The sequence below is a fragment of the Actinomycetospora soli genome (assembly GCF_021026295.1).
In the GTDB taxonomy this organism is placed as follows: Bacteria; Actinomycetota; Actinomycetes; order Mycobacteriales; family Pseudonocardiaceae; genus Actinomycetospora; species Actinomycetospora soli.
Window position 1 is genome coordinate 215,287 of the sequence record NZ_JAJNDA010000006.1, and the last position, 23,417, is coordinate 238,703.

Genomic DNA, 23,417 nt, shown 5'->3' on the forward strand with positions numbered 1-23,417 from the left:
GGGCCGTGGCACGGTCCGTCGACCTCGATGTCAGAGCCGATCAGTCGTCCATCACCTCCAGCAGCCCGGCATTGTCGTCGATGTCGACGTCGTCCCGGACCCGGCCGCCGTGAGCGTGCCGCATCCGCGGCAGGCCGAACGGCAGGGGTGCCGCAGGGTCGTCGAGGGCCGCGAGCGCCTGCCGGGCCGCCGCCGACCACGGCGGCCACCCGGCACGGTCGGCGAACGCCACCGCCGCCTCCAGGTCGGCGCGCGCAGCGGCGGAGTCACAGCACGTCCACGCCGCCAGCCCCGTCCACAGGCACACCGGCCCGATCACGGCACCGCCATAGCCGACGAGCACCGCAGCGTCCGGGTCCGACGGCATCACCGCGCGGATCCCTGCCGCCGTCTCGACGTCGCCGAGACCGCACGCCGCGCCGGCCGCCAGCGCGTGCGCCGCTCGCATGAACCACATCGCAGGGTTCGCCGCCCGTCGCCGGTACTCCGCGAGGTGCTCCCGCGCGGTGTCGGCGTTGCCGCTGCGGACCTCGGCGAACGCCGCGGCCGCCGCCCACGCCGCGGTGTTCGGGGCCTGCGCCGACGCCTGCGCGGCCAGCGGGCCGAGCGGGAACGACGAGTTCGTCAGCAGGTGCCGCATCAGCAGGTGGGCACCGGCCGCGATGGGCGCCGCCGAGAGTCCCAGCTCGTGGCCCCGAGCAGCGGCGCGCTGCGCGGCGTCGTCGGCGGCCGGGTCGCCCTCGGCGAGCAGCATCGCCGCCTCGACGACGATCGCCGCCCACATCGCGCGCGGCCGGAACCAGCGCTCGGCGAGGGCCTGCAGCTCGGAGCGCAGCTTGTGGGCGCGCTCGGTGTTGCCGGTCGCCAGCTCGGCCGACATCAGCAGTTCGGTGGCGTCGAGGTGCAGGGCCGGGACGTCGGTCTCCATGGCCAGGCGGTGCGCGTCGGTCGCGACGGCGAGCCGGTCGAGGGCCGGGTGCGCGACGTCGACGAGGAACCGCGCCTGCAGGGCCCGCACCCGCGCGCGGGCCAGCGGGTCCTCGGCCGCGACCACGTCGGCCAGACCGAGAGCCTCCTCGATCAGCGGCTCCTCCGGGTTCCCGCCCGTGGCGCCCTCCTCGCGGATGAGGCCGGTCAGCAGCTCGAGCCGGAGACGCGGCGGCAGCGCCCGGTCGGCGAGACGCCGCAGCCGCGCGAGCCGGCGGACGTCGCCGTCGATCGCGACGCCGAGCGGCTCGTCCCCGATCGCGGCCAGCACCGCGAGCTCTGCAGAGTCCCCGTCGTCCTCGGCCAGCGCCGCGTCGAGAGCGTCGTCGAGGGCATCGTCAGGAGCCTCTTCGGCCGACCCGAGCACCGACAGACAGAGCGCTCGGTGGACGAGTAACGACGCCCGGACCGGCCCCACGGCCGCGGCGCGGGCGGCGTCGAGGAGTGCGAGCGCCTCCGGGAGCGCCCGGGACCGGTACGCCTCCACCCCCGCCGCAACCCGCGCGGCCGCCACGTCCGCCGGGTCGAGCAGGCTCGCGGCCCCGAGGGTGTGGCGGAGGACGACGAAGACGTCCGCCTCCGCCGCCAGCCCCGTCAGCCTAGCGGCGTGCAGGTGGGCGCGCCGGACTGCGGGGACGCCGGCGCGGAGGCCGTCGACGTCGAGGTCGTGTCGGAGGACGTAGCGGTCGTCGTGGTCGGCCAGCAGCCCGGCCCGACGCGCAGGTTCGAGGGCGTCGGCGACGGCAAGCGGGCTCTGCTCGAGCACGGCCGCGAGTGCGGTCAGGTCGACGGGGTGCAGCACCGCGAGCGCCTCGAGCGCCCGCCGCGTGCCACCGGGCAGCCGGTCGACCTGGTGGGCGAGCACGGCACGGATCCGGGTCGGCACCGCCGCGACCGCCCGGGCCGCCGCGGCGCGGGAGTCGGCCCGCGCGACCTCGTCGAGCAGGGCCGTGAGGTGCAGCGCGTGCCCGCCGCAGCGTCGGGCGAGGGCCGTGACGAGATCGTCGTCGGGATCGAGGTGGGCGAGCCGCTCCCGGACGAGCGACCGCACGGCGGGCTCCGGCAGGGGGCCGAGCTCCGTCGGGACGTGGCCGTCGGTCGCGAGGTCGGCGAGGGCGGCGCTCCATTGTGGGCGGTCGACGACGTCGGGGCTGCGCGCCGCGACGACGAGCACCGTCCCGCGCGGGAGCTCGCGGCGGGTGAGGGTGCGCAGGACGTCGAGCGAGGCCGAGTCGGCGCGGTGGGCGTCGTCGAGCGCGACGAGCAGCCGGTCGGCGCCGGTGCGGACGAGGTGCTCGTGCAGGCGGACGGCGAGCTCGGCCGGGCGCAGCGGGACACCGGGCACGGCCAGGTCGGCCGCGACCTCGTTCCACGGCGCGACCGGCGCGTCGCCCTCGCCCCACGCGGAGGCGGCCGTGCGCGCGCCGCCGGCCCGCGCGTCGCGCAGGAGCGCCCGGAGCAGGGTGGACTTCCCGCTCCCGGCGGGGCCGGTCACGACGACGAGGCCGCCGGCACCGTCGAGCCGGGCCAGGACGTCGCGCAGGAGGTCCCCGCGGCCGGGCAGGGTGCCGGCGGTGGCGACGGGTCGGCGGGCGAGCTCGTCGTGGAGGGCTCGGAGCTCGGGCGGCGGCTCGTCCTCGCGTTCCCGCAGGAGCGCCCGCGCCGCGTCGAGGGCCTCCCCCGGTCGTCCCGCGGCGACGAGAGCCTCGAGGTACGGGACGGCGAGCTCGTCGTCGGGATGGCCCAGGACCTCGACGGCCTCGTCGGCCCGGCCGGCCTCGCGCAGGAGGGCGGCGTGGCGCAGCCGCACCGCGCGGTGGCGGTCCTCGGCGTGGGCTCGGACGGTGTCGAGGCGGCGGCCGGACAGGTCGGGGAAGGGACGCCCCGTCCACGCGTGTTCCGCGGCCTCGTACGCGGCGAGGTCGGTCCCGGCGAGGGCAGCGGCCGCGAGCCGGTGGAAGCGCAGGAGGTCGACGGCGTCGGGGTCGACCCGCAGCGTGTAGCGCTTGACGGCTGCGGTGATCGTCGGTCCGTCGTCCCCGAGCCACAGCTTGCGCACGCGCGTGAGGGCGATCCGCAGCTGGTTGAAGTCCTCCGGATCCTGCCGGGCCGAGGACTCCCAGAACTCGTCCCGCAGCGTCTCGCGGGGCACCGCCTCTCCCGCGTGCGCGGCGAGGAGGGCGAGCACGCCACGCTCGGTCGGGGCGTCGCGTTCGACCGGCGTGCCGTCGCGCTCCACGGCGACGGTGCCGAGCAGACGGATCCGCACCGTCGCCATCGCGCCCCCCAGACCCGATCACCCGGCGCGGATCGTAACTCTCCGGACGACCCGAACGGGTGAGCATTCCTCGGGCGTCCTACGTAGGACTCGCCGCCGATCGACCGACGGTGTGGCTAACGAAGATCACCGATGAGAGCGACGTAGAGGAGGAATCGGACACGACGTCGAAGGAGCTCCATGACCGAGGCCCCGCAGCATCCCGAGGACCGTCCGTCGACCACGACCACGACACCTACCGCGGGGAACGCCCGCCGCTGGCCGTGGATCGTCGGCATCGTGGCGGCCTTCCTCGTCGGTTTGGCGGTGCCCACCGGGGGCTTCACCACCTCCGCGAGCGTCGGTCCCGCGCCGCTGATCGGTGGCATCAAGACGCCGGCAAATACGGCTCCATTCACGCTGCAGGCGGCGAGCACATTGGGTCGAGAGCTGAACGTGCAGTACGACAACGGCCGCGGTGGGCAGGACAGCGCGCCCCGCGGCACGACCTCGAGCTTCACCGTCACGATCCCGACCGCGACGGAATACGGGTCGGGCTACCTGATCGTCAGCTCGAGCCCCTCCTACGACGAGTTCGTCGGAGACGCCGATCCGAAGTCGGACACGGTGACCTGCCGCATCACCGACGCATCGGGCACCGTCGTCGCCGAGGAGACGGGCTCCGGGCAGAGCGCCAACGCCCACTGCCTCGGCTACTGACCCGGACGCGCGCTGGTTTACGAGAACGCTTGCAGGGTCGGCGAGCGGATGGTCGCCACGATGCGGAGGGCCGACCGTCGAAGACCCCATGCGGGGAATGCGGGAGGTCACTGGCCCGAGGTACGTCCGTTCGAGGGGTCGTCGTCACCGAGGCACGGGCCGTCTCGTTCGCTCGACAGGGGGACGACGAGGGGGACCCAATGACACGGCATGCGACCACGGAGCCGCAGCAGGACGTGAGTTTGTCGGCATCGCTGGCGCTGCTCGGCGGTTTGCTGGCGGTGATCCTCAGTTTCTTCGCTCCGTCGTTCGCGATCGTGGTCGCCCTGATCGTGATCGTCGTAGGTGTCATCGCGCTCATCCGGGCTCGTCGAGGTCGCCCTGGCAGAGGCCCGGCCATCGCCGGGATCATTCTCGCCGTCATCGCGCTCCTGATCGGCGCCGCGACGAGCCCGGACGCCGAAGCGGGCTTCCAGGAGGCGGTGTCCGCTCCCGATCCGAACGCGCTGCCCGCGACGGTCGTGATCGCGGACGTCCGCTCGCCGGAGCACCTCGTCACCACCGAGGGGCGGCAGCTCCACGTGACGATGATGCGGGGACGCGCGGCCACCGACCCCTGTCGGGCCGGGTCCGATCTCGCAACCGCCCGGCAGCTGGTGATCGGGCAGACCGTCTCGGTGGCGCTGCCCGACGCAACACGCACCGACGCCGCCGCCGCGGTGCCACCGGGCTTCCAGCCCGTCGTCATGACCCTCGCGAACGGGTTCGACTACGCGCAGATGTGGCAGAGCCGGGCGGCGAACGCCTGGTCGTCCGCCTGCGCGCCGCCACCCGCTCCCGCCGTCGGCCGAGCACTCGTAGATCCGGTACCGTCCCGGCCACGGGGCGATCGTGACTCGTCCGGCTCCGACTCCTCCGACGACGACCGCGTGGCCACCCGAGCGCCCGCGTCCCGAGAGGCAGCGGTTCCCCGTACGCGGGAGCCGAGCGCCACGAGGCCACGGACGGGGCAGTCCGGCCACCTCTGCCGGCCCGGCGAGCGGGACGGCGACAAGGATGGCTACTGCGGCGAGTAGGGCCGCGGGTACGAACCACTGCCCTCGCGCTGACCCGCCACAGAGGCACCACGCAGCTTCGGCCGCCCGGCGATCTGCATGACCGACCACCCACGCGGGCCCCTCAGCTCGCCCGCTGCGCGGCCGCGGCGCCTGCTCCGAGCCCGATCATCGCCACGCCGCCGACCGTGTCCAGGCCCGCCAACCGTCGCGGGGAGCGGCTGAACCATGTCCGGGCCGAGGCCGCGGTGAGCGCCCAGAGGCTGTCGAGCACCACGGCGATCCCGGCGAAGAGCGCGCCCAGGATCAGAAGCTGCGCCGGGACGCTGCCAGTCGGTTCGACGAACAGCGGCAGGAACGCCGCGAAGAACACGACCGTCTTCGGGTTGAACAACCCCACCGGCACCCCGCGCAGCACGCTGCGGACGAGGCCGTCCCCGGGCGCCGGCGTCGCGGCTGACAGCTCGGTCCACGCTGCGTGCCGGTGCCGGATGGCGCTCACGCCCAGCCACACGAGGTAGGCCGCACCGACGAGCTTGATCACGGTGAAGGCGACCACCGACCGCTCGATGAGCTCGCCCAGCCCGATCGCGAGCCCCGCGACCTGCAGCAGCACGCCCAGCGCGTTCCCGACGACGGAGGCCAGCGCCTGCCGTCGCCCGACCACCAGCGCGCGGCTGATCGCGAAGACCACGCTCGGGCCGGGGATCGCGATGATCAGGGCGGCGGCACCGACGAAGGCGGCGAGACGGGCGTCCACGGCGAGAGTCGAGCACGAGCTCGGCCTGCACGGCGAGACCTTTTGCGGTGCGCGAGAACCGATGCCGACGGCACCGGTTCTGCGTGCCAGACTCCGCCCGTGGACCTCGCCCTTGTCACCGGCGCGACGTCGGGGATCGGCGCCGCCGTCGCCCGGGAGCTCCACCGCCGCGGGTGGTCGCTGGTGCTCACCGGACGTTCCGCCCCCGCGCTCGAAGCGATCGGTGCAGAGCTCGGGGCACGCACGGTCGTGGCGGACCTGGCCACCGCCGAGGGCCGCGCGACGGTCGTGGCGGCGGCCGACGGCGTACAGCTGCTCGTGAACAACGCCGCCCTCGGCGGGGCCTTCGGGCCCTTCGCGACGATGCCGGTCGACGATCTCGAGGCCGTGCTCGCGGTGAACGTGGTCGCCGCGTCGACACTGGTCCGCGCCGTCCTGCCGGGCATGCTCGCGGCGGGCCGGGGCGGGATCGTCACCGTCTCCAGCCCCTCTGCCGTGGGCCCGAAGGCCGGCGCCGCGGCCTACGGGGCGTCGAAGGCGTTCCTCGAGAGCCTCGACCGCAGCCTGCGCGCCGAGACCCGCGGTAGTGGCGTCGTCGTGACGACCGTGCGCCCCGAGTCGACCCGGACCGACTTCCACGCCCGCTCCGGGCAGGACGTCAGCGACGTGACCGCCTGGAACACGCCCGAGGACGTCGCCCGGGCCGCGCTCGACGCGCACGAGCGCGGCGAGCTGCTGGTCCGTGTCCCCCGGCGGCCGGCGAAGCACGTCGCGCGTGACGCGGCGCGGGTGGTGTGGCACCACCCCGTGGTGCAGCACTTCCGCTCGCGCTGACCCGTCGGGGTCAGTGGCCCCACGTGATGTTCGCGACGCTGCTCGTCGACGGTGCCGGGGACGACGGGCGCGGGCGGTGCGCACCCCGGCGAGGACGACCGCCACCCACGACCCACACGGTGCGATACCCGATCGTGGTGAGCCGGGGGTGAGGCCCGGCGTCGTCAGGCCTCGTCGTCGTCCTCGGTCTCGGGGCGCCGCGCCTGCACCCGCACGACGCCGCTCTCCAGGTCGAGCCCGACCAGCCGGGCGCGCTGCCCGGACTCGTCGCCCTCCTCGACACCCTCGAGCTTGGGGGCACGGAAGACACCACCGAACGCGGTCATGCCCCCACCGTAGGCGGGCCGCCGTGAGGCGGGGATGCGCGCGTACGCCCCTCACGTGGGCGTCCTTCGATCCGGGCATTCTCGACGACGGATGGGGCCGGGTCCCGGCGCGCCTCGTTGCGTGAGCAGGGCGGCCGACGAGGGCCGCACCTCCCGAGGAGGAACCGCACCATGGCGGCTCACAGTGCACCGTCGTCGCGACGGCAGCTGCGCATCACCGCTCTCACGTCGATCGCGACCGCGCTCGCCGTCGTCGGCCTCATGTTCGTGGGGTCCGCGCTGACCACGGCCCCGCCCGGGCGCGAACCCGCGACCATCGGCACGACGACGGGTCCGGTCGCCCTCGTCGACGCCGCGGCACCGGCGCCCTCGACGCCCTCGACGACCTCGACGACCTCCGTGCGGCCGACCGGCTCGACCACACCCGCCGTCCGGAAGATCGAGGCCCCACGGAGCAGCGCGAAGCCGACCACCACCACGACGAAGCCGCCGCGCACCACGACGACGACCGCGGACGACTCCGAGGAGTAGCTCGCGCGCCACATCCGCTCGACGCGGTCGACGCGGGCGCGGGATCGTCGACGGTGATGACGGCGTGGGTGCGGTGGTCGGTGCTGGCGGCGCTGACGCTGCTGGTCACCCTCGCCCTGCAGGCCGTGGACGTGCCGTCGGCGGCGCTGTTCGCGGGACTCGGCGTCGCGACCGCCCTGGCCCTGCTCGGGATCGGGCCGCGCACCGTGTCCCGCCCGGCGGTCGGCGGGGCGCAGGCCGTGATCGGCGTGGTGATCGGGCTGCTGGCGCGGCCGGACACGCTCGCCGCCGTCGCGTCGCAGTGGCTGCCGGTGCTGCTGGTCAGCCTCGGGACGCTCGCCGCCAGCATGGGCGCGGGCCTGCTGCTCGGCGTGCAGCGCGGGGTGTCGCCGCTGACGGGGATGCTGGCGCTGACCGCGGGCGGCGCGTCCGGGCTCACCGCGATCGCGCGCGACATCGGTGGCGACGAGCGGATCGTGTCGGTGATCCAGTACCTGCGGGTCGGGCTGGTCACGGCGACGATGCCCGTGGTCGCGGCGGCGGTGTTCGGGGCGTCGCACGTGGGGTCGAGCGGGTCGACCGAGGGCACGGCGCCCTGGTACGTCGGGCTGGCGCTGGTGGCGGTCTGTGCCCTCGCCGCCTGGCCGGCGGAGAAACTGAAGGTGCCCGCCGGGGCGCTGCTCGGGCCGATGGTCGTCGCGATCGTGCTGTCGGTGTCCGGCCTGACCTTCGGCGGCTCGGCGCCGGACCTGCTCGTCGACGTCGCCTACGCCGTGATCGGCTGGCAGGCGGGCGTGCGCTTCACCCGCGAGGCGGTGCGGACGGTGCTGCGGGTGCTGCCGCTCGCGACGGGCCTGATCGTGCTGATCATGATCGTCTGCGCGGCGCTCGGGCTGCTGCTCTCCGCGATCACCGGCGTCACCCCGCTCGAGGGCTACCTCGCCACCAACCCGGGCGGCATCTACGCCGTGCTCGCCACCGCGATCTCCTCGGGTGGGGACGTCACGTTCGTCGTGGCGGTCCAGGTGGTGCGCGTGATCCTCATGCTGCTCGTGGCGCCCGCGTTGGCACGCGTCGCAGGCGCCCGGGGGTGAGAGAGGGCCGTCGCGCACATCGGTACCGCTGGTTCGTCTCAGCGCCCGCGGGCCGGGGCGCGGGGGTTGAAGTCGAGCGCGACGTCGAGCCAGAACCGAAGCTGCTCGTCGTCGTCGACCCGGTCCGCCGTCACCGTGAGCCAGCTCGGCCCCATCGAGCGGCCGGCGCCCATCTCCGCCTGCTCGGCCCCGTGGTCGGCGACGAGCTCGGGCGACCGCGCCGGGTCGACGCGGACGAGCAGGTCCCCGGTGCCGCGGACGTTGACGAGGATCTTGTCGTCCACCATGAACGAGATGCCGCCGAACATGCGCTTCTCCGCGAACGGCACCGTGAGGTTCTCCCGCACCCGGGCCGCGACGTCCTCCATGGCGTGAGTGTGCCGGGCGCGCCGGACGCGGCGTAAGACCCCGCGCGACGGCTCAAGATCCTGTTCTGCCGCGCAAGGTGATCGCTCAGCGATCACATCGCGCGGCGTGACGAGATCTTGGCCGGGGCGGGCGGGGCGGCGGCCAGACCCCGCGCGACGGCTCAAGATCCTGTTCTGCCGCGCAAGGTGATCGCTCAGCGACCACATCGCGCGGCGCGACGAGATCTCGGCCGGGGCGGGCGGGGCGACGGCGGCCGCAGCCGTCTCACGCACCCAAGATCCTGTTCTGCCGCGCAAAGTGATCGCTGAGCGATCACATCGCGCGGCGCGACGAGATCTTGGCCGGGTGGGAGCGGCGGCTCAGACCCTCAGGCGTTCGCCACCAGGTGCTCCAGCCGCGCCGCGACGTGCGCCCGCGCCGCGTCGGTGCGGGTCGGGAGGTGGCCCGAACCGAACAGCGGCTCCCCCGGCTCGACGTCCCGCAGCAGCTGTCGCGCCAGAGTCTGCTTGTGCACCTCGGTCGGCCCGTCCGCGATCGCCATGACCTGCGCGTCGACCATCATCGCGGCGAACGGCATCTCGTTGGAGATGCCCAGGGCGCCGTACAGCTGCATCGCCCGCTGCACCACGTCGTGGTAGACGCGCGGCATCGCGACCTTGACGGCGGCGATGTCCTTGCGCACCGCGCGGTAGTCCTGGTGCCGGTCGATCAGCCACGCCGTCCGCAGCAGCAGGAGCCGGAACTGCTCGAGGTCGGTCCAGCTCTCGGCGATCTTGTCCTGGGTCGCCTGCAGGTCGGCGAGCCGGCCGTGCCGGGTGGTGCGCGAGACGGCGCGCTCGAGCATGAGATCGAAGGCGCGCCGCATCTGCGCGATGGTGCGCATGCCGTGGTGGATGCGGCCGCCGCCGAGCCGGGTCTGCGCGATGGCGAAGGCCTCGCCCGGCTCCCCCAGCAGGTGGTCGTCGGGCACGCGCACGCCGTCGTAGCGCAGGTAGGCGTGGCTGGAGTGCTCGGGCGACTCGGTGCCGACCCCGGCATCGCGCACGATCTCCAGGCCCGGCGTCTCCCGCGGCACGATGAACATCGACATCGAGCGGTGCGGCGGCGCGTCCGGGTCGGTGACGACCATGACGATCAGGAACGCGGCGTGCCGCGCGTTCGAGGAGAACCACTTCTCGCCGTCGATCACCCAAGAATCCCCGTCGCGCACGGCCCGCGTCGTGAACAGGGTCGGGTCGGCGCCCGCGTGCGGTTCGGTCATCGAGTAGCAGGACGAGATCTCGCCGTCGAGCAGCGGCTGCAGGTACCGCTGCTTCTGCTCGGCGGTCCCGAAGCGCGCGAGGATCTCGGCGTTGCCCGAGTCGGGCGCCTGGCACCCGAACACCGACGGCGCCCAGCGCGAGCGGCCGAGCAGCTCGTTGAGCAGCGCCAGCTTGACCTGGCCGTACCCCTGACCGCCCAGTTCGGGCCCGAGGTGCGCCGCCCAGAGACCCTGCGCGCGGACCTCGTCGCGCAGCGGGGCGACGAGCCGGCGCGCCGTCTCGTCGGACTTGTCGTACGGGTCGCCGAGGACCAGGTCCAGCGGCTCGACCTCGTCGCGGACGAACGCGTCGACCCAGTCGAGCTTCGCCTGGAAGTCCGGCTCGGTGCTGAAGTCCCACATCAGAAGTTGCCCTTCGCCGCCCAGCCGCCGTCCACGGGGAACGTGATCCCGGTCTGGAAGGATGCCTCACGGAACAGGTAGGCGACCATCGCCGCGATCTCCTCGGGCCGCCCGAGCCGCCGGATCAGGTGCGCGTTCGCGTTCGCCTGCCGCATCTCGTCGGTGATGTCCGCGAGGATCGGCGTGTCGATCGTGCCGGGGGCGATCGCGTTCACGAGGATGCCGTGCTCGGCGTACTCGAACGCGGCCTGCTGGGTCAGCCCGATGACGCCGCCCTTCGCCGCGGAGTAGGACGCCAGGTTCGGCAGCCCGCGCAGTGCCGCCATCGACGAGATGTTGACGATGCGGCCCCCACCCGCGTCGATCATCGTCGGGATCACGGCACGCATGCCGAGCCAGACGCCCTTGAGGTCGGTGTCGATCACCGTGGACCAGGCCTCCTCGGTGAGTCCGACGACGGTGTCGGGGCTCTGGAGGTTCACCACACCGGCGATGTTGGCGAGGAGGTCGACCCGGCCGTGCTCGGCGACCACCCCCTCCACGACGTCGGCGTCCTCGAGCAGCGCCTGCTCCAGGGCGAGCGAGCTGATCCACTCGCCGCCGCTCTTGATGAGGTCCTTGGTGCGGTCGACGACGTGCAGCCAGCCGTCGGGATCGATGGTGGCGACGTCGCCGGTACGCAGCCAGCCGTCGACGAAGCGTTCGGGGGCCTCGTCGAGGTAGTAGGAGGTGGCGACCCAGGGGCCGCGCACGAGCAGCTCCCCCGCGGCGGCCCCGTCGTGCGGGAGCTCGGCCCCGGCGTCGTCGACGATCCGCCACTGCAGTCCGGGCAGGAGGCGGCCCTGGCTGCGCGTGCGGCGGACCCGCTCCTCGCGGTCGTCGGGCGGGTCGGGGTCCCGGGTGAAGGTCGCCATGGGCGAGATCTCGGTCATCCCCCAGCCCTGGAAGACGGGGACGCCCCGCTCGTCGAGCTCGCGCACGAGCGCCGCGGGCGGGGTGGACCCGCCGAGGACCAGGGCGCGCACCGACGACAGGTCCGTCCCGTGGGCGCGCACGTGAGCCAGCAGGTCCGTCGCGACCGTCGGCACCATCCCGAGGTAGGTGACCCGCTCGCGCTCGATGATGGTGGCGATCTCCGCGACGGTCGGCCGCGGGCCCGGCAGGACCTGCGCGGCGCCGGTGAACGTCGCCGCGAAGGGCACGCCCCAGGCGTTGGCGTGGAACATCGGCACCACGTGCAGCACCGCGTCGCGCGCGGAGATCGCGTGGCCGTCGGCCAGGCAGGCGGCGAACGTGTGCAGGGAGAGCCCGCGGTGGGTGTAGCCCACGCCCTTCGGGCGGCCCGTGGTGCCGGAGGTGTAGCAGAGCACGGCGAGGTCGTCCTCGGTCCGCCCGGGATCGGGAGGCTCCGGGGCGGCGCCCGCGATCAGCTCCTCATAGGCGTCCCCCGAGTCGATCACGCCCAGCTCGGGGCGCACGCCGTCGAGCAGCCCGACGACGTCGGCGTCGGCCACGATCAGCCGGTCGTCGGCGTGCCCGGCGATGTAGGCGATCTCCTCCGCGGACAGTCGCAGGTTCAGGGTGTGCAGGACGGCACCGGCCAGCGGGACCGCGGCGTAGAGCTCGAGGTGGCGGTGGTGGTTCCAGCACAGCGACCCGACGCGATCCCCCGGGCGGACGCCCATCGCCCGCAGCGCGGACGCGAGCCGCAGGACGCGGTCGTGGTACCGGGCGTAGTCGTAGCGCAGGACCTCCCGGCCGTGCTCGTAGGCGACGATGTCCCGGTGCGGGTGGTGGGCCCGCGCCCGCTCGGCGAAGTCGGTGATGAGCAGCCCGGTCACAGCGCGGCGCGCACCTGCGGCAGCACCTTCTCGGCCAGGTAGGCGATCCGCTCCGACCCACTGGCCACCGGCTCGCCGGGCAGCATCGCCCAGAAGTGCACGTCGCGGATCTGCGGGGTGCTGCGGATGAGCTCGGTGAAGTGCGGGACCGCCGTGCCGGCGTCCATCAGCTGGTAGGCGCCGGCGTCGACGATCTGCTGCGGGTCGGTGAACCGCGGTGTGCTCTCCGGCGGGCCGAAGGCGCCCCAGGAGATGTACTCGTTGAGCTGGTAGAGCGCGTGCTCCCCGACGCTCGCCCAGATCTTCTCCGGGTCCTCGGCCACGATCGCCCACTGGCCGGCGTAGATGCGGGCCTCGTCGGCGGGCCGGCCGAGCCGCGCGCAGGCGTCCAGGTAGCTGCGGTGGTGCACGTTCTGCGTGGAGAGGAAGCCGTCGGCGATCCGGGCCGCCCGCTCGATCGCGACGTCGGCCATGGCGCCGACCAGGAGCTTCGGCGGCGTCTCCGGCACCGGCGTGACGGGCAGCGGCGGCAGCCGGTAACGCTTGCCCTCGTAGCCCGCCGCCGAGCCCGACCACGCCGTACGGATCAGCTCGATGCCCTCCTCGAGCAGGCTCGGACGCTGCTTGAGCACCCGGCCGAACGCCTCGAACTCGCGGGCCCAGTAGCCCTGCCCCACCCCGAGGTCGAAGCGCCCGCCGGAGAGCAGGGACAGCGTCGCCGCGTCCTCGGCCAGGCGGACGGGGTCGTGCAGCGGCGAGACGATGAGGTTGGTGCCGATCCGCATCCGCTGCGTGCGCTGCGCGATCGCCGAGCCGAGCACGAACGGCGAGGGGCTGTACCCGTCGTCGCAGAAGTGGTGCTCGGTGAGCCACACCGAGTCGAGGCCGAGCGACTCGGCCCACGCGATCTGCTCCAGCACCTCGGCGTAGAACGTGCTGAAGGAGCGCCCGGCGTCGGGGTTGCGGAAGTCGTACCAGAGCCCGAAGTCCGGCACCGCCGGTGCTGCCGTCTCGTCCATGGCGGCACTGTCCCGACGACGCTCCCGTCTGTCACCGGGCCGTCGACGCGGCCGTTGTCGACTCCTTCAACGTCCTCCTGCGCCGGATCTCGATCGTCGGTCCGCTCCCCCGCTAGCCTCGTCCGCCGTGCCCACCGATGCGGACCTCGTCGACGTCGCGGCGCTGCGGGCCTGGGGCCGGGAGAACGGCCTTCCCGACGACGGGCCCGAGGGCCTGACGCGGATCGGCGGCGGCACGCAGAACGTGGTGCTGGGCCTGCGCTGGGGCGGGCGTGACCTCGTCCTGCGCCGCCCGCCGGAGCACCCGCGCCCGAGCAGCAACGCCACGATCGCCCGCGAGATCACGGTCCTCTCGGCACTGGCCGGGACCGACGTGCCGCACCCCCGTTTCGTCGCGGGGTGCACCGACGAGAGCGTCCTGGGCGTCGTCTTCTACCTGATGGACCGTGTCGACGGCGACAACCCGGGCGAGGTCGTCGCCCCGCTCCTCCGCGACTCCCCCGACGCGCGCCGCACCGCCGGACTCGACGCCGCCGCTGCGCTCGCGCGCCTCGCGGCGGTCGACCACGAGGCGGTCGGGCTCGGCGACCTGGGCCGCCCGGCGGGGTTCCTCGAACGCCAGGTCCCGCGCTGGCTCGACCACCTGGCGTCCTACGACGCCGTCCCGGGCTACGGCGACGACCCGCTGCCGCACGTGCAGGAGCTCGCGCGCTGGCTGGAGGCCCACCGGCCCGCGGCCTCGGCGCCCGGGCTCGTGCACGGCGACTACCACCTCAACAACGTGCTCCTCGACCGCACGGCGCCGCGGGTCGCCGCGATCGTCGACTGGGAGATGTGCACGGTCGGCGACCCGCTGCTCGACCTCGGATGGCTCCTCGTCACCTGGCCCGAGGGGCACGGCGACGAGGTCACCGGGGCGGCGCTCGCGGCGCTCGGCGGGCTGCCCGGGCGCGACGACCTCGTCGCCGCCTACGCCGCCGGGAGCGACCGGGACCTGTCGGCGGTCGACTGGTACACGGTCCTCGCCGGGTTCAAGTTCGCGATCGTCATCGAGGGCACGCAGGCGCGGGCGCTCGCCGGCCAGGCCGACCCCGCCGTCGGGCAGCGCCTGCACCGCGCCGCGGTGCACGCCCTGGAGCGGGTCGCCGCGCTCACGTAGGGTCCGTAGTCGTCAGCTTCCTGACGACGGGAGTGGTCCAGTGCGCGCGGTGGTGCTGTCCGGTGGGCTCACGCACGACTTCCCGGCCACCACGGCGTGCCTGACCGCCGAGCTCGACGCCGTCGGGCTCACGGTCGAGGTGCACACCGACGTCGACGACGCACTCCTCGCGCTCGAGGGGTCCGCGCTCCTCGTCGTGAACGCGCTCCGGTGGACGATGACGAACGCCGGGGTGCCGGAGCGGTACCGGATGCAGGCCGGGACCGAGGGGGCGAGCCCGTCGTCGGGAGCCCGCGCGGCCTTCGACGCCCACCTCGCCGCCGGTGGCGGGCTGCTCGCGATGCACACCGCCCCGATCTGCTTCGACGACTGGCCCGAGTGGGCCGATGCCCTCGGCGCCCGCTGGGTCTGGGGGCACTCGCAGCACCCGCCGCTCGGGCCGCCGGTGGACGTCGAGGTCTGCGGGGAGCACGAGATCGTCGACGGGGTCGACGGCTTCACCCTGGTCGACGAGGTCTACGGCGACCTCGAGTTCACCGCTGCGGTCACGCCGCTCGTGCAGGCCGCCCAGCCGACCGACGACCACCGGGTCATGCCGCTGCTGTGGGCCCGGGAGCACGGCGGCGGGCGCGTCGTCGTCGACCTGCTGGGGCACCACCCGCCGTCGTACGCGGTGGAAGAGCACACCGAGATCGTGCGGCGCGCGATCCGCTGGACCGGCCGTGCCTGAGCTGTCGCTCAGCGCCGGGAGTGTGCTCGACCTCGCCCCCGCCGACGTCGTGGAGTGCGCCGCGGCCACGGGCTACGACCTGGCCGGGGTCCGGCTCGCCGACCCGCGCCGCGACGCCCCGGCCGTCGCGGCGGCGCTCGCACGGACCGGGCTCGGCCTGCTCGACGTCGAGGTCGTGCGACTCGGGCCCGGCCCGCTCACCGACCACCACCGTGAACTCGCGGACGCCGCCGCCACGGTGGGAGCGCGGTTCCTGCTGACCGTCGCCGACCACGACGACGAGGCGCTCACGGTCGACCAGGTCGCCGGACTGGCAGCGCGCCTGCACGGGTCGGCCACGCGCGTCGCGCTCGAACCCATGGTCTTCACCGGGCTGCGCCGGCGCGCGGACGCGGAGCGGATCGCCCGGGCGGCCGGGGTGAGCGTGCTGCTCGACCCGCTGCACCTGCACCGCGCGGGCGACGACCTCGGCACACCGGCCTCGGAGGTGATCGGCTACGCGCAGCTCACCGACGCCCCCGACCCGCCGTCGGGAACGAATCCGGCGCACGAGGCGCGGCACCTCCGGGTCCCGCCCGGCGAGGGCGGGCTCGACCTGGGCCGCTTCCTGACGATGCTGCCGGCGGACCTGCCGCTGGCGGTCGAGGTCCAGTCGGACGCGCTGCTGGACACCGCACCAGCCGAGCGGGCCGCCGCGCTGCTGGCCGCGACGCGGACCGTGCTGACGAGGAGGAGCTGACCGTGGGACGCGCGATCGCGGGGATGTCGGTGCTGGTCACGGGTGGCGGCTCGGGTCTCGGGGAAGGCGTCGTCGAACGCCTGACCGGCCTCGGGGCCCACGTGACCCTCACCGGCCGTCGTCGGGAACGGGTCGAGGCCGTGGCGGCGCGGACCGGCGCCCGGGGTGTCGTCGGGGACGTGACCGTCGAGGTCGACCGCCGCGCGATGGTCGACGCGGCCGTCGCGCACGGCGGCGGGCTCGCCGCCGTGGTGCACGCCGCCGGGAACATGTACCGCGGGCCGCTCGCCGAGCTGACCGCCGAGGGCCTGCACGACGTGTTCGCCTCGAACACCATCGCCCCGATGCTGCTCACCGGCCTCGCGCTGCCGCACCTGGTCGAGGCGGGGGGCGCGGTCGTGTTCTTCGGGTCGGTGCACACGCAGCGCGCGTTCCCCGGGGCCTCCCCGTACGCCGCGACGAAGGGCGCGCTCGAGACGCTGACCGGGGTGCTCGCCGCCGAGCTCGGACCGCAGGGCGTGCGGGTCAGCTGCGTGCGCCCGGGCGGGGTGCTCACCGAGATCAACCAGCGGGCCGGGCTGTTCGACGACGCGACGGCGGCCGAACGGATCGAGTCGCTGGGCCCGGCGCACGCCCTGGGGCGGCCCGGCACGGTCGAGGAGGTCGCCGAGGCCGTGGAGTACCTGCTCACCGCCGAGTGGGTCACCGGGACCGTGCTCACCGTCGACGGCGGGCTCGGCCTCGGGGTGACGCAGGCCTGAGCTACCGGCGGCGCCGCCGGGCGGGCCGCGTCGTCCGGAGCTGGAGCAGCGCCGCCGGGATGCCGTGGTCGTCGCGCAGGCGCCGCAGGGCGGGCTCGTTCTCCCAGAAGTGCTCGAAGTCGTCGGGGGCGAGCTTCTCGGCGACCAGGTGCAGCGCGATGTCGTGGCGGACGTACTCGACGGCGACCAGGACGACCGCGGGGTCGTCGGTGAACACGCCCCACGCGTCGTCGCCGATCACCCCGCCGATCACGGCCTGCTCGCGGTCGGCGGCGACCACCAGCAGGCGGCAGCCGAGGTTCTCCAGCACGACCTCGGGGCTGGAGTAGCGGTGCACCGTGGTGCGACCGACCGGCTCCGGGTCCTCGCCGAAGCTCACCACCGACACGTCGACGCCGTCGTCGTCGGCCCGCCGCGCGGCGGACTTGAGCGGCTCGATCTCGCTCGGCCAGCCGGAGAGGAACAGGTCGTCGCGGGCAGCGCCGACGACGTCCTCGGCGCGCGCGAGCAGCGCCTCCCGGTCGGTGAGGGTGTGGACGATGCGCACCTGCGGCGGCGCGGCGATCTGCGGGAGCGCGTCGGCGAGGGCGTCGATCGAGGCGTCGAAGTCGCGGCGCATCCGGTCGAGCAGCGCCGAGGGCGGCAGCGACAGGTAGCCGACGCCGGACTCGCCGACCCGCACCTCGTACGCGGCGCCCCGGGCGACGAGCTTGCCGAGCGTCTCGTAGACCGTGCTGCGCGGGACGCCCGAGCGCTTGGCCACCTCGTAGCCGTTCAGCGGGGTCCCGGCGGCCACGAGCGCGACGTAGGCCTTCGCCTCGTAGCCCGACATCCCGAGGCGGCCGAGTTCGTCGATGACGCCCTGCTGCGACATGCCGGTCATGATCCCAGGGTCGGGTCCTCGACCTGCGCCCGCGCGCGCGGCATGGCGTTGAGCGCCCCCCGGGTGATGCCGCCGTCGACGGCGAGCGTCTGCCCGGTGACGTAGGCGGCGCGGTCGGAGCCGAGGAAGAGCACCGTGTCGGCCACGTCGTGCGCCGTGCCGAGCCGGCCCAGCGGGACGCGGCCGGAGCGCAGGCGCCGCACCTCGGGGTCGGCGTAGATGGCGTCGGACATCCCGGCGTCGATCAGCCCGGGGGCGACCGTGTTGACCCGGACGCCGTGCGCGCCCCACTCCAGCGCCATGTGCTCGGTCAGCATGACGACGCCCGCCTTCGACGCGGTGTACGCGCCTGCGCCCGGGGCCGCGGCGAGGCCGTTGATCGAGGAGATGTTGACGATCGCGCCGCCGAGCCCCTCGGCGATCATGCGGGCGGCGGCCGCGCGGGCGACGAGGAAGGTGCCGGTGAGGTTGACGTCGAGCGCGGTGCGCCAGTCGGCGGCGCTCAGCTCGAGCAGGGGCCCGAAGCGCACGACGCCGGCGTTGTTGACGACGAGCGCGGGCGCCTCGGGGAGGTCGTCCACGGCGGCACGGACGGCGTCGTCGTCAGTGATGTCCACGCGCGACGGGACGCACGCCTCGCCGATGGCCGCCGCGGTGGCGCGGACGGCCTCCTCGTCGACGTCCCAGGCCGCGACGCGGTACCCGTCCTTGACCGCGTGCCGCGCGAGCACCGCCCCGATCCCGCTGCCCGCCCCGGTGATCACGGCCCAGCTCGTCACTCGCAGTCCCTCCCGGTCGCCGTCGTCGCACCGTCGTGCTCCGGGTAACGACGCTAGTGAGTGTCGGTCCCCGCGTCTATGGTGCGAGGTGGCACACGGACGGCGAATCCGTAGTCGTCAGACGGCGCACGACGCAGGAGGCACCATGTCCGGCATCCTCATCCGGGGCGGCACGCTGATCGACGGGACCGGGTCGCCCGCGCGCCCCGGCGAGGACGTGCTGCTGCGCGACGGCCGGGTGGCGGCCGTGGGGACGTCCCTGGCGGCCGACGCCGACACCGAGATCGTCGAGGCGGCCGGCCGCACCGTGATGCCCGGCCTGATCGACGCGCACACACACCTGACCTTCGGCGAGCCGACCGGCAACGACGAGCTGTTCAACCACCGCACCGAGGCCTACAGCTCCATGCTCTCGGCCTACAACGCGCGGAAGGTGCTGCGGGCCGGCGTCACGAGCGTGCTGGACGCGGACTGCCTCTGGAACATCGGCGTCGAGCTCCGGGAGGCCATCGAGTCGGGCATCGTCGAGGGCCCGCGGATGCGCGCGGGCGGCCAGGCGCTCATGACGATGCTCGGCGGCACCGCGGGCCGGATGATCCGCGACGAGGGGACCACGGGCTACGCCACGGTCGTCACCGGGCGGGACGTGATGGTCAACGAGATCCGGCGCCAGATCAAGTACGGCGTCGACTGGATCAAGATCATGGTCACCGGGCTGATCCCCTCGATGAAGGGGCCGGAGGTCAAGGTCTGGAACCTCGACGAGCTGCGCACCGTGTGCGACACCGCGCACGAGCTGAACACCAAGGTCGTCGCGCACTGCCGCAACTCCGACTCGACGCGCGACGCCGCGCGCGCCGGGGTCGACCTGATCTACCACGCCTCCTACGTCGACGACGAGGCGCTCGAGGCCGTGATGGAGGCGGGCAGTGCGCTGTGCCCGACGTTCACGCTGCTGGGCAACCTCGCCGACTACGGCGCGAAGATCGGCACGGCGCCGGAGCTGCTCGACGTGTTCCGCGCCGAGATCGAGGTGACGGCGAAGCAGCTCGCGAAGGCGCACGCGGCGGGGGTCCCGTTCCTCGCCGGGTCGGAGACGGGGTTCGCCGTGACGCCGGTCGGCGAGTGGCACGCCCGCGAGCTCGAGATGTTCGTCGAGTACATGGGCATGACGCCGATGGAGGCCATCGTCGCCGCCACCCGCAACGGCGCCTTCGCGATGCGCGCGGAGGGCGAGCTCGGGACGCTCGAGGTCGGGCGGATCGCCGACGTGCTCGTGATCGACGGGGACCCGCTGCGCGACGTCCGCGTCCTGCAGGACAAGGAGCGGATCGTCGAGGTGATCAAGGACGGGCGTCGGATCGACATCACGACGCCGATCCCCGAGCGCACGCAGCGCGCCTCCGACCAGGTGCGGTTCCTCGCCGCGTGCCCGCTGACCCGCTCGCTCGCGCTCACCGAGGACGACCTCGAGCGGCTCTCGCATGTCTGACGGCTCGACGTCGGGGGTCCTCGACGTCCACGCCCACGCGGTGCTGGCCGCGTCGGAGGGCGCGGCGGGCGCGGCCGGCCCCGAGCTCGGCGCGCTGGAGGACGGCACGCCGTTCTACCGCGTCGGCGACTACGTGCTGCGCGGCGTGCGCTATGCCGGCAGCCCGTTCATGGACGTCGACGTGCGGCTCGCGGCGATGGACCGGGCCGGCATCGGGCGGCAGCTGCTCTCCCCCAACCCGCTGACCTACTTCGGGGACCTGCCCGTCGCCGACGCGGTGGCCTTCGCGCGGCAGTACAACGACGGACTGGCTGCTGTCGTGGGTTCGCATCCCTCCCGACTCCTGGCTGCCGCCCAGGTGCCGGTGCAGGACGTGACGTCCGCCGTGGCCGAGGCGCGGCGTGCGGTGCGCGACCTCGGGATGGTGGCGGTGTACCTCGACACCGACCCCGCCGGGCGGACCCTCGACGACCCGGCGCTCGACCCGTTCTACTCCGCGCTCGTCGAGCTGGACGTCCCGCTGTTCGTGCACCCGTCGCCGCTCGGCCCGGACGGTCCGCCCGCCGACCCGCGGCTGCGGCGCTTCGACCTGGACCTGCAGTGCGGGTTCGCCTACGACGAGACGCTGGCCGTCGCGGCGCTGGTGTTCGGCGGGGTGCTCGAGCGGCACCCGGAGCTCGACGTGTGCCTGTCGCACGGGGGCGGCGCGGCGGCGTTCGTGGCGGGCCGGTTCGCGCGGGCGGTGCGGAAGCGGCCGTGGGCGTCGGCGGCCCTGCGCGAGCACGGGTTCGACCACTTCTTCCGCCGACTCTGGTTCGACGTGCACGTGCACGACGCGGGCTCGCTCGACCTGCTCTGCGCCCGGACCGACCCGGCCCGCCTGGTGTTCGGCACCAACTTCGCCGGCTGGGACTCCGACGCCGACGACACCCCGTCCGGCCCGTGGGCGGCGCAGCTGACGGCGAACGCGGAGCGGCTGCTGCGGCTCACCCCGTCCGCCTCCTCCCCCGCGAGTGGCACGTGACGCAGGTTCCGGGGCACCCGACCCTGCGTCAGTGACCACTCGCAACGAAGGCGGGGCGGCGGGCGGCCTTCGGCGTGGCACGGTCCGGTGCCCGCTCCCCTCTCCGCGAGTGGCACACCACGCAGCTTCTGAGGCACCAGAACCTGCGTGAGTGACCACTCGCGGGGGCTGAGCGGGGCGGGGGCGGGCGGACCGGCCCCGGCCGCGCCGACCCGCCGTCAGGAACGCAGCGGACGACCCGCCGTCTCGCGCAGGGCGAGGACGGCCGGCAGCGAGACCAGGGCCAGCAGGATCACGTAGAACGCGCCGACCATCGTGCTGCCGGTGACCCCGCCCAGCCAGGTGAGCAGGTAGGGCGCGGAGCCGCCGAACAGCGCGACGGACAGGTTGTAGGTGATGCCGTGGCCGCTGACGCGGACGTTGGTCGGGAACTGCTCGGTCAGCGCCGCGTTGATCACCGCCGCGTAGGCGCCGGCGAGCAGGCCGAACAGCACGAGTCCGCAGGCGATCAGACCGAAGGTGCCCGACGTGATGAGCAGGAAGCTCGGGTAGGCGAGCAGGAGGAGCCCGAGTCCGCTCGTGAGCAGCACCGGCTTGCGGCCGACGCGGTCGGAGATCCACGCCCCCACGACCTCCGCGACCAGGCATGCCGCCAGCGCGATCAGCGAGGGCGCGAAGGCCTGGACGCCGGTGAGGGCGAGGCTCTTCGTCGCGAAGCTCGGGAGGTAGCCGACGATCATGTAGAACGACGACGCGTTGACCGCGACCAGGCAGAACGCGACGACGAGCAGGCGGCGTGCGGGCCGGCCGCTCAGCGCGGCGCGCACCGGGTTCGCGGCCCGGGCGGACTCGCGGCGCAGCGCGACGAAGAACGGCGTCTCGTCGAGCCGGCGCCGGATGAACAGCCCGACGAGGCCCAGCGGCAGCGCGACCAGCAGCGGGATGCGCCAGCCCCACGCCTGCATGTCCTCGGTGGACAGGGTCAGCAGCAGGATGCCGGGCAGGAGACTGCCGAGCAGGGTGCCGACCACCGAGCCGACCGAGATCATCCCGACGAAGAGGCCGCGGCGGTGGTCCGGCGCGTGCTCGGCGACGAACGACACCGCCCCGGAGATCTCGCCGCCCGCCGACACGCCCTGCACGAACCGGAGCAGGACGAGCAGGATCGGCGCGGCCACGCCGATCGCGGCGTAGCCGGGCAGCAGGCCCATCAGCGTCGTCGCCACCGACATCAGCAGCACGGTCAGCGCGAGGGTGCCGCGCCGGCCGATGCGGTCGCCGACCGCGCCCCAGACGAACCCGCCGAGCGGGCGCGCGAAGAAGGCGACGGCGAACACGGCGAGCGCGGAGAGCAGGCCCGTCGTCGGGTCGACCGCCGGGAAGAACACCGCGGCGAGGGTGGTCGCGAGCACCGCGTAGACCGAGAACTCGTAGAACTCGACGAGCGACCCGATCACCCCGCCGAGCAGCAGCCGGCGCAGGGCGCGCTGCGTCTGCGGGTCGTCCGACCTCGTGGGGGTGTCGGGCGTGGGGTCGAGCGCGGACATCGGGCCTCCCGGGGGTCGAGGGGGTGGCCTCCGGCCTCGTGAGCACTATCGGTCGCTATAGCCACCGTTAGTGCTCACGAGCGCGAAGCGCACCGGGTCAGAGCAGAGCGGCATAGGCCCCGCCGTCGACCGGCACGGCCGTACCGGTGACGAAGCCCGCGGCCTCCGAGCAGAGGAAGGCGACGAGCGCGGCGCACTCCTGCGGCGTTCCGAGCCGTCCGGCGGGGACCGTCGCGAGGGCGGACGCGAGGGCGTCGGGGTCGGTGTAGACGCCGCGGACCCGGTCGGTGTCGTGCAGGCCGGGGAGCACGGAGTTCACGGTCACGCCCTGCGCCGCGATCTCCCGGGCCAGCGTGCGCAGGAAGCCGGTCGCGCCGGCCCGGGCGGTGTTCGACGGCGCGAGGTTCGCGTACGGCTGCCGCACCCCCAGCGAGGTGATCGCGACGATGCGTCCCCAGCCCTGCGCGGTCATCGTCGGGACGGCCGCCTGGCACATCGCGACGACGGCGAGCAGGCTGCGGTCGAGCGCGTCGCGGTAGTCGTCGAGGGACGTGTCCGCCACGCGGCCGGGCCGGGGTCCGGGGCCGTTCACGACGAGGACGTCGAGGCCGCCGAGCCGCTCGGTCGCCTCCGCGACGAAGCCCGCCGCGGCGTCCGGGGAGGTGAGGTCGGCGACGGTCCAGTCGGCGCCGAGCTCGTCCGCGGCGGCCCGGGCGCGGCCCTCGTCCGACCCGCAGAGCACCACCCGCGCCCCCTCGGCGACCAGCGCCGCGGCGCACGCGCGCCCCAGCCCCGCCGTCCCGGCCGCCACCGCGACGCGGCGTCCGCGCAGTCCCAGGTCCATGCC

General features: G+C 74.3%; 22 protein-coding genes. 11 read left to right on the top strand and 11 right to left on the bottom strand.

Annotated elements, in window-relative coordinates; genetic code table 11:
- Nucleotides 1-40: 40 nt before the first annotated feature.
- Nucleotides 41-3,265 carry an ATP-binding protein gene (locus LN037_RS12025; protein WP_230752636.1) on the bottom strand — a complete coding sequence of 1,075 codons (3,225 nt, stop codon included), beginning with the start codon at nt 3,263-3,265 and terminating at the stop codon, nt 41-43.
- Between the two features lie 279 nt (nt 3,266-3,544).
- Between LN037_RS12025 and LN037_RS12030 the strand changes: the two genes are divergently transcribed.
- Together LN037_RS12030 and LN037_RS12035 are read left to right on the top strand one after the other, a co-directional pair.
- Nucleotides 3,545-3,964, top strand: coding sequence for a hypothetical protein (locus LN037_RS12030; RefSeq protein WP_230752638.1), 420 nt, complete (start codon nt 3,545-3,547; stop codon nt 3,962-3,964).
- Nucleotides 3,965-3,993: 29 nt separating this feature from the next.
- Complete coding sequence (locus LN037_RS12035) at nt 3,994-5,040, top strand: hypothetical protein (RefSeq protein WP_230752640.1); 1,047 nt, start codon at nt 3,994-3,996, stop codon at nt 5,038-5,040.
- A 103-nt stretch (nt 5,041-5,143) separates the two neighbouring features.
- On the opposite strand, the gene LN037_RS12040 is transcribed toward LN037_RS12035, so the two are convergent.
- A complete protein-coding gene (locus LN037_RS12040) occupies nt 5,144-5,779 on the bottom strand; it encodes a LysE family translocator (protein ID WP_230752642.1) in 636 nt (211 codons plus the stop codon).
- 99 nt (nt 5,780-5,878) lie between these two features.
- On the opposite strand from LN037_RS12040, the gene LN037_RS12045 reads away from it, so the two are divergent.
- Nucleotides 5,879-6,613: an SDR family NAD(P)-dependent oxidoreductase gene (locus LN037_RS12045; RefSeq protein WP_230752645.1), complete on the top strand. Its 735-nt coding sequence runs from the start codon at nt 5,879-5,881 to the stop codon at nt 6,611-6,613.
- Between the two features lie 164 nt (nt 6,614-6,777).
- On the opposite strand, the gene LN037_RS12050 is transcribed toward LN037_RS12045, so the two are convergent.
- Nucleotides 6,778-6,939, bottom strand: a complete 162-nt coding sequence (locus LN037_RS12050) for a hypothetical protein (protein WP_230752647.1) — start codon at nt 6,937-6,939, stop codon at nt 6,778-6,780.
- A gap of 171 nt (nt 6,940-7,110) precedes the next feature.
- Here LN037_RS12050 and LN037_RS12055 point away from each other — a divergent pair, with 171 nt between their 5' ends.
- Together LN037_RS12055 and LN037_RS12060 are read left to right on the top strand one after the other, a co-directional pair.
- On the top strand, nt 7,111-7,470 hold the full coding sequence (locus tag LN037_RS12055; RefSeq protein WP_230752650.1) for a hypothetical protein: 360 nt from the start codon (nt 7,111-7,113) through the stop codon (nt 7,468-7,470).
- 56 nt (nt 7,471-7,526) lie between these two features.
- Nucleotides 7,527-8,564: an AbrB family transcriptional regulator gene (locus LN037_RS12060; protein ID WP_230752652.1), complete on the top strand. Its 1,038-nt coding sequence runs from the start codon at nt 7,527-7,529 to the stop codon at nt 8,562-8,564.
- Nucleotides 8,565-8,602: 38 nt separating this feature from the next.
- On the opposite strand, the gene LN037_RS12065 is transcribed toward LN037_RS12060, so the two are convergent.
- The 4 genes from LN037_RS12065 to LN037_RS12080 form a co-directional block, all read right to left on the bottom strand.
- A complete protein-coding gene (locus LN037_RS12065) occupies nt 8,603-8,932 on the bottom strand; it encodes a TfoX/Sxy family protein (RefSeq protein ID WP_230752654.1) in 330 nt (109 codons plus the stop codon).
- 368 nt (nt 8,933-9,300) lie between these two features.
- Nucleotides 9,301-10,596 (bottom strand): acyl-CoA dehydrogenase family protein, encoded by a 1,296-nt coding sequence (locus LN037_RS12070; protein ID WP_230752657.1) that lies wholly within the window; start codon nt 10,594-10,596, stop codon nt 9,301-9,303.
- Complete coding sequence (locus LN037_RS12075) at nt 10,596-12,437, bottom strand: SDR family oxidoreductase (protein WP_230752660.1); 1,842 nt, start codon at nt 12,435-12,437, stop codon at nt 10,596-10,598. The genes LN037_RS12070 and LN037_RS12075 overlap by 1 nt, the downstream gene beginning before the upstream one ends.
- On the bottom strand, nt 12,434-13,456 hold the full coding sequence (locus tag LN037_RS12080; protein ID WP_230752662.1) for an LLM class flavin-dependent oxidoreductase: 1,023 nt from the start codon (nt 13,454-13,456) through the stop codon (nt 12,434-12,436). Before LN037_RS12080 ends, LN037_RS12075 begins: the two co-directional genes overlap by 4 nt.
- Before the next feature lie 127 nt (nt 13,457-13,583).
- Between LN037_RS12080 and LN037_RS12085 the strand changes: the two genes are divergently transcribed.
- From LN037_RS12085 to LN037_RS12100, 4 genes are read left to right on the top strand one after another with little or no spacing between them, the layout of a single operon-like run.
- Nucleotides 13,584-14,615 (top strand): phosphotransferase family protein, encoded by a 1,032-nt coding sequence (locus tag LN037_RS12085; RefSeq protein ID WP_230752665.1) that lies wholly within the window; start codon nt 13,584-13,586, stop codon nt 14,613-14,615.
- 49 nt (nt 14,616-14,664) lie between these two features.
- Nucleotides 14,665-15,345 (top strand): ThuA domain-containing protein, encoded by a 681-nt coding sequence (locus LN037_RS12090; protein ID WP_230752667.1) that lies wholly within the window; start codon nt 14,665-14,667, stop codon nt 15,343-15,345.
- The gene (locus LN037_RS12095) at nt 15,338-16,084 is read left to right on the top strand and encodes a sugar phosphate isomerase/epimerase family protein (protein ID WP_230752669.1); all 747 of its coding nucleotides are present in this window, start codon (nt 15,338-15,340) and stop codon (nt 16,082-16,084) included. Before LN037_RS12090 ends, LN037_RS12095 begins: the two co-directional genes overlap by 8 nt.
- 2 nt (nt 16,085-16,086) lie before the next feature.
- Nucleotides 16,087-16,845 carry an SDR family NAD(P)-dependent oxidoreductase gene (locus tag LN037_RS12100; RefSeq protein WP_230752671.1) on the top strand — a complete coding sequence of 253 codons (759 nt, stop codon included), beginning with the start codon at nt 16,087-16,089 and terminating at the stop codon, nt 16,843-16,845.
- Between the two features lies 1 nt (nt 16,846).
- On the opposite strand, the gene LN037_RS12105 is transcribed toward LN037_RS12100, so the two are convergent.
- Together LN037_RS12105 and LN037_RS12110 are read right to left on the bottom strand one after the other, a co-directional pair.
- Nucleotides 16,847-17,728 carry a TrmB family transcriptional regulator gene (locus LN037_RS12105; protein WP_230752673.1) on the bottom strand — a complete coding sequence of 294 codons (882 nt, stop codon included), beginning with the start codon at nt 17,726-17,728 and terminating at the stop codon, nt 16,847-16,849.
- A complete protein-coding gene (locus LN037_RS12110) occupies nt 17,725-18,507 on the bottom strand; it encodes an SDR family NAD(P)-dependent oxidoreductase (RefSeq protein ID WP_230752675.1) in 783 nt (260 codons plus the stop codon). The genes LN037_RS12105 and LN037_RS12110 overlap by 4 nt, the downstream gene beginning before the upstream one ends.
- A 145-nt stretch (nt 18,508-18,652) precedes the next feature.
- Between LN037_RS12110 and LN037_RS12115 the strand changes: the two genes are divergently transcribed.
- Nucleotides 18,653-19,999 (top strand): metal-dependent hydrolase family protein, encoded by a 1,347-nt coding sequence (locus LN037_RS12115; RefSeq protein ID WP_230752677.1) that lies wholly within the window; start codon nt 18,653-18,655, stop codon nt 19,997-19,999.
- Complete coding sequence (locus LN037_RS12120) at nt 19,992-21,023, top strand: amidohydrolase family protein (RefSeq protein WP_230752680.1); 1,032 nt, start codon at nt 19,992-19,994, stop codon at nt 21,021-21,023. Before LN037_RS12115 ends, LN037_RS12120 begins: the two co-directional genes overlap by 8 nt.
- Before the next feature lie 218 nt (nt 21,024-21,241).
- Here LN037_RS12120 and LN037_RS12125 read toward each other — a convergent pair whose 3' ends face one another.
- Both LN037_RS12125 and LN037_RS12130 read right to left on the bottom strand, forming a co-directional pair.
- Complete coding sequence (locus LN037_RS12125; RefSeq protein WP_230752682.1) at nt 21,242-22,570, bottom strand: MFS transporter; 1,329 nt, start codon at nt 22,568-22,570, stop codon at nt 21,242-21,244.
- 97 nt (nt 22,571-22,667) lie between these two features.
- Nucleotides 22,668-23,414: an SDR family oxidoreductase gene (locus LN037_RS12130; RefSeq protein WP_230752684.1), complete on the bottom strand. Its 747-nt coding sequence runs from the start codon at nt 23,412-23,414 to the stop codon at nt 22,668-22,670.
- Between the last annotated feature and the right edge of the window lie 3 nt (nt 23,415-23,417).

What these genes read in the sequence shown, in the direction of transcription:
- LN037_RS12115 (WP_230752677.1), top strand. Translation starts at nt 18,653, where the DNA reads ATGTCCGGCATCCTCATCCGGGGCGGCACGCTGATCGACGGGACCGGG.
- LN037_RS12105 (WP_230752673.1), bottom strand. Translation starts at nt 17,728, where the DNA reads ATGACCGGCATGTCGCAGCAGGGCGTCATCGACGAACTCGGCCGCCTC.
- LN037_RS12130 (WP_230752684.1), bottom strand. Translation starts at nt 23,414, where the DNA reads ATGGACCTGGGACTGCGCGGACGCCGCGTCGCGGTGGCGGCCGGGACG.
- LN037_RS12055 (WP_230752650.1), top strand. Translation starts at nt 7,111, where the DNA reads ATGGCGGCTCACAGTGCACCGTCGTCGCGACGGCAGCTGCGCATCACC.
- LN037_RS12050 (WP_230752647.1), bottom strand. Translation starts at nt 6,939, where the DNA reads ATGACCGCGTTCGGTGGTGTCTTCCGTGCCCCCAAGCTCGAGGGTGTC.
- LN037_RS12070 (WP_230752657.1), bottom strand. Translation starts at nt 10,596, where the DNA reads ATGTGGGACTTCAGCACCGAGCCGGACTTCCAGGCGAAGCTCGACTGG.
- LN037_RS12060 (WP_230752652.1), top strand. Translation starts at nt 7,527, where the DNA reads ATGACGGCGTGGGTGCGGTGGTCGGTGCTGGCGGCGCTGACGCTGCTG.
- LN037_RS12125 (WP_230752682.1), bottom strand. Translation starts at nt 22,570, where the DNA reads ATGTCCGCGCTCGACCCCACGCCCGACACCCCCACGAGGTCGGACGAC.
- LN037_RS12065 (WP_230752654.1), bottom strand. Translation starts at nt 8,932, where the DNA reads ATGGAGGACGTCGCGGCCCGGGTGCGGGAGAACCTCACGGTGCCGTTC.
- LN037_RS12120 (WP_230752680.1), top strand. Translation starts at nt 19,992, where the DNA reads ATGTCTGACGGCTCGACGTCGGGGGTCCTCGACGTCCACGCCCACGCG.
- LN037_RS12080 (WP_230752662.1), bottom strand. Translation starts at nt 13,456, where the DNA reads ATGGACGAGACGGCAGCACCGGCGGTGCCGGACTTCGGGCTCTGGTAC.
- LN037_RS12025 (WP_230752636.1), bottom strand. Translation starts at nt 3,265, where the DNA reads ATGGCGACGGTGCGGATCCGTCTGCTCGGCACCGTCGCCGTGGAGCGC.